The organism is Microbacterium sp. (assembly GCF_049661145.1).
Taxonomy (GTDB): domain Bacteria; phylum Actinomycetota; class Actinomycetes; order Actinomycetales; family Microbacteriaceae; genus Microbacterium.
Genome location: NZ_JBASZT010000352.1, coordinates 1 through 6,646, shown reverse-complemented (window position 1 = coordinate 6,646; position 6,646 = coordinate 1). Strand labels below are relative to the sequence as shown.

Annotated in this window: 9 protein-coding genes; all 9 read right to left on the bottom strand. The window is 67.0% G+C overall.

The window, feature by feature from the left end:
• Positions 1–488 (bottom strand): 50S ribosomal protein L17 (gene rplQ / locus WBP48_RS14540; RefSeq protein ID WP_424441468.1); only part of this gene is annotated, 488 nt, incomplete at its 3' end.
• Between the two features lie 36 nt (positions 489–524).
• Complete coding sequence (locus WBP48_RS14535) at positions 525–1,514, bottom strand: DNA-directed RNA polymerase subunit alpha (RefSeq protein WP_424441467.1); 990 nt, start codon at positions 1,512–1,514, stop codon at positions 525–527.
• Positions 1,515–1,706: 192 nt separating this feature from the next.
• The gene (gene rpsK / locus WBP48_RS14530) at positions 1,707–2,105 is read right to left on the bottom strand and encodes a 30S ribosomal protein S11 (protein ID WP_424441466.1); all 399 of its coding nucleotides are present in this window, start codon (positions 2,103–2,105) and stop codon (positions 1,707–1,709) included.
• Positions 2,106–2,137: 32 nt separating this feature from the next.
• Complete coding sequence (gene rpsM / locus WBP48_RS14525) at positions 2,138–2,512, bottom strand: 30S ribosomal protein S13 (RefSeq protein WP_424441465.1); 375 nt, start codon at positions 2,510–2,512, stop codon at positions 2,138–2,140.
• A 237-nt stretch (positions 2,513–2,749) separates the two neighbouring features.
• Entirely contained in the window at positions 2,750–2,866 is a 117-nt protein-coding gene (gene rpmJ, locus WBP48_RS14520) for a 50S ribosomal protein L36 (protein WP_055821300.1), read from the bottom strand.
• 100 nt (positions 2,867–2,966) lie between these two features.
• Positions 2,967–3,188, bottom strand: a complete 222-nt coding sequence (gene infA / locus WBP48_RS14515) for a translation initiation factor IF-1 (protein ID WP_028496510.1) — start codon at positions 3,186–3,188, stop codon at positions 2,967–2,969.
• Between the two features lie 149 nt (positions 3,189–3,337).
• Positions 3,338–4,483, bottom strand: a complete 1,146-nt coding sequence (locus tag WBP48_RS14510; protein WP_424441464.1) for a glycosyltransferase — start codon at positions 4,481–4,483, stop codon at positions 3,338–3,340.
• A 46-nt stretch (positions 4,484–4,529) separates the two neighbouring features.
• Positions 4,530–5,213, bottom strand: coding sequence for a DsbA family protein (locus WBP48_RS14505; RefSeq protein WP_424441463.1), 684 nt, complete (start codon positions 5,211–5,213; stop codon positions 4,530–4,532).
• Between the two features lie 282 nt (positions 5,214–5,495).
• Entirely contained in the window at positions 5,496–6,476 is a 981-nt protein-coding gene (locus tag WBP48_RS14500) for a hypothetical protein (RefSeq protein ID WP_424441462.1), read from the bottom strand.
• Between the last annotated feature and the right edge of the window lie 170 nt (positions 6,477–6,646).

The window sequence follows — 6,646 nt, the reverse complement described above, 5'->3', positions numbered from 1 at the left end:
GCCTCGTCGGCCTCGGCGACGGCCTCGGTCGCGGCCTCTTCGGCGGCGTCCTCGTCGGCGGCCGGAGCCGCGGCGGCAGGAGCCTCCGTGGCCGGAGCGGCCTTCTTCGCGCTCTTCGGCTTCGGGTTCACCGGCTCGAGCACCAGCTCGATGACGGCCATCGGTGCGTTGTCGCCCTTGCGGTTGCCGACCTTGGTGATGCGGGTGTAGCCGCCCTCACGCTCCGCGACCAGCGGCGCGATCTCGGCGAACAGGATGTGCACGACCTCCTTGTCGCCGAGGACCGACAGCACCCGACGACGGGCGTGCAGGTCGCCGCGCTTGGCGAAGGTGATGAGGCGCTCGGCGAGCGGACGCAGGCGCTTGGCCTTGGTCTCGGTCGTCGTGATCGAGCGGTGCGCGAACAGGGCCGAGGCGAGGTTCGCGAGCAGCAGGCGCTCGTGGGCAGGGCCGCCGCCAAGACGGGGACCCTTGGTGGGCTTGGGCATATCAGTTACTCCAGGGTGGGATTCTCGCGAAGGCGATCAGAGGGTCTCGTCGTCGTAGCCGCCGTAGAAGTGGGCGCCGTCGAAACCGGGCACCGAGTCCTTCAGCGACAGACCGAGCGAGATGAGCTTGTCGCGCACCTCGTCGACCGACTTCTGACCGAAGTTGCGGATGTTCATGAGCTGCGTCTCACTCAGGGCGACGAGCTCGGACACCGTGTTGATGCCCTCACGCTTGAGGCAGTTGTAGGAGCGGACAGACAGGTCCAGGTCCTCGATCGGCATCGACAACTCGTTGGTCAGGACCTCGGCGACCGGCGGGGGGCCGATCTCGATGCCCTCGGCCTCGACGTTCAGCTCGCGGGCGAGACCGAACAGCTCGGTCAGCGTGCGACCGGCGGAGGCCACGGCATCCCGCGGGGAGATCGAGGGCTTCGCCTCGACGTCCAGCACGAGCTTGTCGAAGTCGGTGCGCTCACCGGCACGCGTCGCGTCGACGCGGTAGCTCACCTTGAGCACGGGCGAGTAGATCGAGTCCACCGGGATCTGGCCGGCCTCGGCATACTCGTTGCGGTTCTGGGTCGCCGAGACGTAGCCGCGGCCGCGCTCGATCGTGAGCTCGAGCTCGAATCGGGCCGAGTCGTTGAGCGTGGCGATGACGAGCTCGGGGTTGTGCACCTCGACACCGGCAGGAGCGGAGATGTCGGCGGCGGTCACCTCACCGGCACCCGTCTTGCGCAGGTACGCCGTGATCGGCTCGTCGCGCTCGGACGAGACCACGAGCTGCTTGATGTTGAGGATGATCTCGGTGACATCCTCCTTCACGCCCGGGATGGTGCTGAACTCGTGCAGCACGCCGTCGATGCGGATACTGGTCACCGCAGCTCCCGGGATCGAGGAGAGCAGGCTGCGACGCAGCGCGTTGCCGATCGTGTAGCCGAAGCCGGGCTCCAGCGGCTCGATGACGAAGCGGCTGCGGAACTCGCCGATCTTCTCCTCGGTCAGAGTGGGACGCTGTGCAATAAGCACTATGTGTTCCTTTCCGTCACGTGCCCGCTATATGACACGTGCGATGTCAAGAGGTATTGAGTTTTCAAAGACGACGGATGCCGGGTGCGACCTCGTCGGTGGTCGAGTGGCGGCGCGATTCCCGGTGGTCGAGTGCCGGCGCGTAGCGCCGGTGTATCGAGACCATGCGCCCGCGGACGGCAACCCCGAATGTCAGACGCGGCGACGCTTGGGCGGGCGGCAGCCGTTGTGCGCCTGGGGGGTGACGTCCGAGATGGAGCCGACCTCGAGGCCGGCGGCCTGCAGCGAGCGGATCGCGGTCTCGCGGCCCGAGCCGGGACCCTTCACGAAGACGTCCACCTTCTTGACGCCGTGCTCGGCGGCCTGGCGGGCGGCCGACTCAGCGGCCATGCCGGCCGCGTAAGGGGTGGACTTGCGCGAGCCCTTGAAGCCCACGCCACCCGAGGACGCCCAGCTGATGACGGCGCCCGCGGGGTCGGTGATCGAAACGATCGTGTTGTTGAACGTCGACTTGATGTGGGCCTGGCCCAACGCGATGTTCTTCTTCTCCTTGCGGCGCGGCTTGCGCGCAGCGGTCTTGGCCTGTGCCATGTGCTTCTCCTAAACCTGGGTCCGGGCCGCGCTCAGCGCGCCTTCTTCTTGCCGGCGACGGTGCGCTTGGGGCCCTTGCGGGTGCGCGCGTTGGTCTTGGTGCGCTGACCGCGCACGGGAAGGCCGCGACGGTGGCGCAGGCCCTCGTACGAGCCGATCTCGACCTTGCGGCGGATGTCGGCGGCGACCTCGCGGCGCAGGTCACCCTCCACCTTGTAGTTGCCTTCGATGTGGTCGCGCAGCGCGACCAGCTGGTCGTCGGTGAGGTCCTTGACGCGGATCGACTCGTCGATCTCGGTGGCCTTCAGGATCTCGGCCGAGCGGGTACGGCCGATGCCGTAGATGTAGGTGAGGGCGATCACCACGCGCTTGTCGCGCGGGATGTCAACGCCGGCAAGACGTGCCATGCGGGTTCTCCTAGGAGTAGGGGAGGTGTGGAGCAGGATCGGTGCCCGGGCCTCCACCCGGGGTGTCCCCCCTATCGACCGATCACCGCTGGTGATCGCCATCGGTGATCGAGTGCCGTCTTGGTCGGTATCCGCCACCACCGGTGATCGAGTGCCGCGCGCAGCGCGGTGTATCGAGATCAGGGTTCGTGTTCCTGCTGTTGTTGTGTATTGAGTTGTGGCTTGCTGAGGTTTCGTTCAGCCCTGGCGCTGCTTGTGACGCGGGTTGGACTTGCAGATGACCATCACGCGGCCGTTGCGGCGGATCACCTTGCAGTGATCGCAGATCGGCTTGACGGAGGGGTTGACCTTCATGATGTTTCCTTGTTCGCTGTCTTCACCGGCATCCGGGTCTCGATGCACCGTGCTTCGCACGGCACTCGACCACCGGATGGGGTGTTACTTCTCGACCGGACTAGCGGTAGCGGTAGACGATACGACCCCGGGTGAGGTCATAAGGCGAAAGCTCCACGACGACTCGGTCCTCGGGGATGATGCGGATGTAGTTCTGCCGCATCTTGCCGGAGATCGTCGCGAGGACCTTGTGCCCGTTGGTGAGCTCAACACGGAACATCGCGTTGGGCAGCGCCTCGGAGATCACACCCTCGATCTCGATGACTCCGTCTTTCTTCGCCATACGCTCGCTAACGCTCGGCAGACCGGTCGGTCTGCGGTGGATGGGTTGTGGTGCGGGGACACGCCAATAAAGGCGCAAGGCACCAAAGATCTAGTGTACGCCACGACGGATGCCGCGGCAAACCGACAGCTGCACGGCGGCCGCGGCGGTCACAACTCACCCGGCTGCGTGATCTGCTCGTCGATGTGCTCGAGCAGAGTGCGTTCCGCCGGCTTCCCGACGCTTCCCCTACGCGGCGCGTAGACGACCAGCGAATGGAACATGAAGCGCGCGATGAAGGCCACGACCAGGGTGACGGCGGCCGCGATGACACTGGAGAAGTGCCACGTCTCCACCAGGAACGCGAGAACCGGGATGCGCACGAGCGCTTCGGCGTTGTTGAACGAGAACGACTTCACGAAGCGCAGCCAGATCGTGGAGGCGTCGCCGGTCATGTCCTGGAACACGAAACGCTCCTGCAGCAGGAAGTTGGCGACGATCGTCACCTCGGCGGCGATGATCGCCGCGACGATGTAGCCGACCCCGATCTGGGTCAGTCCCCACATGATCGCGATGTTCGCGACGGCGCCGAGCGCTCCGATGAGTGCGAACAGCGACATCTTGCCGAACCGCAACGCCGCCAGTTGAGACAGGAAATGCAGCCCCTGGCGCATCGATGCCTTCGATTCGCCAGCGCGTCGTCCCGCGAACTGGAAGGGGATCTCCGCGAACCTCACGTTCCGCCGGGCGAGGATCTCGAGCAGGATCTTGAAGCCCTGCGGTTTCAGTCCCTCCGCGGCGATCGCCCGGCGATCGACGAGGAAGAAGCCCGTCATCGGGTCCGTGACATCGCGGAGCCTGATGGGGAACATCGCCCGGGTGATCGCGGTCGATGCCTTCGACACGAACACTCGAGTACGGTCGGCGAGCCCTCCCGCTGTGCCGTCGCCCACGTACCGGGAGGCGATGACGAGATCGACGTCGCCCTCGAGGTACCGCTGGTGGAGGTCGCGGATCTTCTCGGGCGGATGCTGCAGATCACCGTCCATCACGACGCAGACATCGGAGGCCGCCGCGGCGATGCCCTCCAGCACCGCACCGCCCAGGCCTCCCTTGGAGACCTCGCGGTGGATGAGCCTCACCGGCAGCGGCGCCGTCGCTGCCACGTCGCGGATGACCTCCGGGGTCTCATCGGAGCTGTCGTCCACGAAGACGATCTCGGTGTCGATACCCGCCGTCGCCGCCGCGACGCGCTGCACCAGTTCGGCGACGTTCGGGGCCTCGTTGAACGTCGGCACGATGATCGTGAGTTGCATCAACCCCTCCCCGGGCGTCTCCCCACGACCTGTTCGCCGCGCGCGCTCAATCGAACAGCGTCGCGAACTGGCCCTGCGGCGGGAGCGTCGAGAGCGCGATCGTCTCGCCGTTGACGGCGATGGTGGGCGTGCCGATGCGGTCTTGGCCCGGCGACAGCGGCGTCTTCGGTGTCATCGTGGTGACGAACTGCGCATACGTCTGATCCGCGACGCACGAGTCGATGTCGGTGACGCCGGCATCCTTCGCGATCGCCAGGATCTCCTCGTCGGTGAGGCCCGTGGAGTTCTCCTCGGGCTGCTTCGCGAACATCTCCTGCATGAACGGGACCGCGGCATCCGGATCCGACTCGGCGACGCAGTACAGCGCGTTGGCGGAGCGGGTGGAGAACTCCGTGCCCTGCGAAGCACGGTCGAGGATCGCGATGGGGTGGATGTTGAGAGTGACCGTGCCGTCGTTCGCGAGATCCACCATCTCCTCTCCGTAGACGCTCTCGAACTGGCCGCAGATCGGGCACATGAAGTCGAGGTAGACGTCGAGCGTCTGCTCGCCGGAGCCGACGACGACGGCGCCCGTCTGCTGGTCGATGCCCGATCCGCTGGGGGCGGTGCCCGGATCGGTCGCGGCGTTGTTCATCCACACGACGAGGCCGATCACGAGGGCGATGACGACGACCACCGCCACGCTCACCCAGATCGCGAACCAGTTTCGCGTGCCCGCCGCCTGCGCCATGTCCTCGTGCCTCTCTCGCCGCGGCATCCGCTGTCGCCGCCCGCGCCCTCTCGCTGTCTCTCTATCTTCCCCCACCCTCCCCTATGCGTCCCCCGTGAATACTCCCCCACCCACCCGCCCGCCCGCCCACCCGCCCTTCCCGCCCTTCCTCCCTGCCCTTCCCGCCCTTCGCCTCCGCCGAGCCGCTACGTTTCGACCCAGCCGCTATGTTTCGACGGGTCGTATCGTGTCGGCTCGGGCGAAACATAGCGGCTCGGCGACGTGGCGAACGGATGCCGGGGGTCAGCGGCGCGGGAAGATGTGGAACTGGGCGAGGCGGCGCTCGAGCGAGGCCGCCGACGCGATGTGGGTCTTCATCCAGCGCCCGAGCTTGCGTTGCGTCGTCCCACGGATCCAGTCCTCACGCTGCTTCTCGGCCAGAAGAACCGCCTCGAGATCGCCGTCACGCACCTCACTGTCCAGGTACTTCCCCTCCCCGTCGTACTCACCCCACGCGTTCGCCTCCTCGAGATCGAAGTCGAGGTAGTACGAGCCACCATCCGGCGCCGGCACGCCTGTCTGCAGCCGCACACCCCGGAATCCGATGTCGATGAGCAGCCGTCGGCTGGCGCTCTCGCCGGGCGACGCGGCGCGGCCATCGGCGAGCGCGAGCGTCTGCCTCGCGTCGCGCACTCCGCGACCGCCCTTCGGCAAGCGGGCAGCGACCTCCTCCCGGAACGCGGCCGCAGCGTCTTCGTCGTATGTCCGCGAGTCTTCGTCCCACGCGAGCATGCGCAGCGCGGCATCCGCCACGGCGAGAGCCGCCTGTGAAGGGAGCCCCCGAAGAAGGTCGGCGACGGTGCGTGGCAGCGATGTGCAGCGGATGCCGTCGACCACTGCGACATCGTCGTCGGGAACCGCGACCTCGTGGCGGGCGACGAGCGGCTCCGAAGCGCGCACGTGTCCGCTGGCCTGTATCCCGCTCACGTGGACGCGCCGCGGCTCGATCCGCCAGAGCGGCAATCCCCACAGCACGGCGGCTGATACATGTGAGTACACGAGGCTGGACTCCCCTTGGCGGCGCCGCTCGCATGCCAGGACTCGCATGAGGTGGCGACCTTCGGCATACGCCCGCCGCCACGCGTCGGGTTCGGCGTACCAGCCTCGGTCGATCCGCACCAGCGTCTTCGCCGCGACGCTGGACGTCATCGCCGAGCCCGACGTACCACCGTCGAGCAGTTGGTCACGCGAGCGCAAGAGCGCGGAGGCTTGGGAGATGAGCATGCCCCAGCATCCCCCGCGACGGGTGCCCCGGTGATGCGCGCACCCCCCATCCGTGGACAACTCGCCAGATCGCCCACCTGTGGAGAGCCCGATGACTTCTCGCCGAGCCGCTATGTTTCGACCCAGCCGCCACGATACGACCCGTCGAAACATAGCGGCTCGGTCGAAAC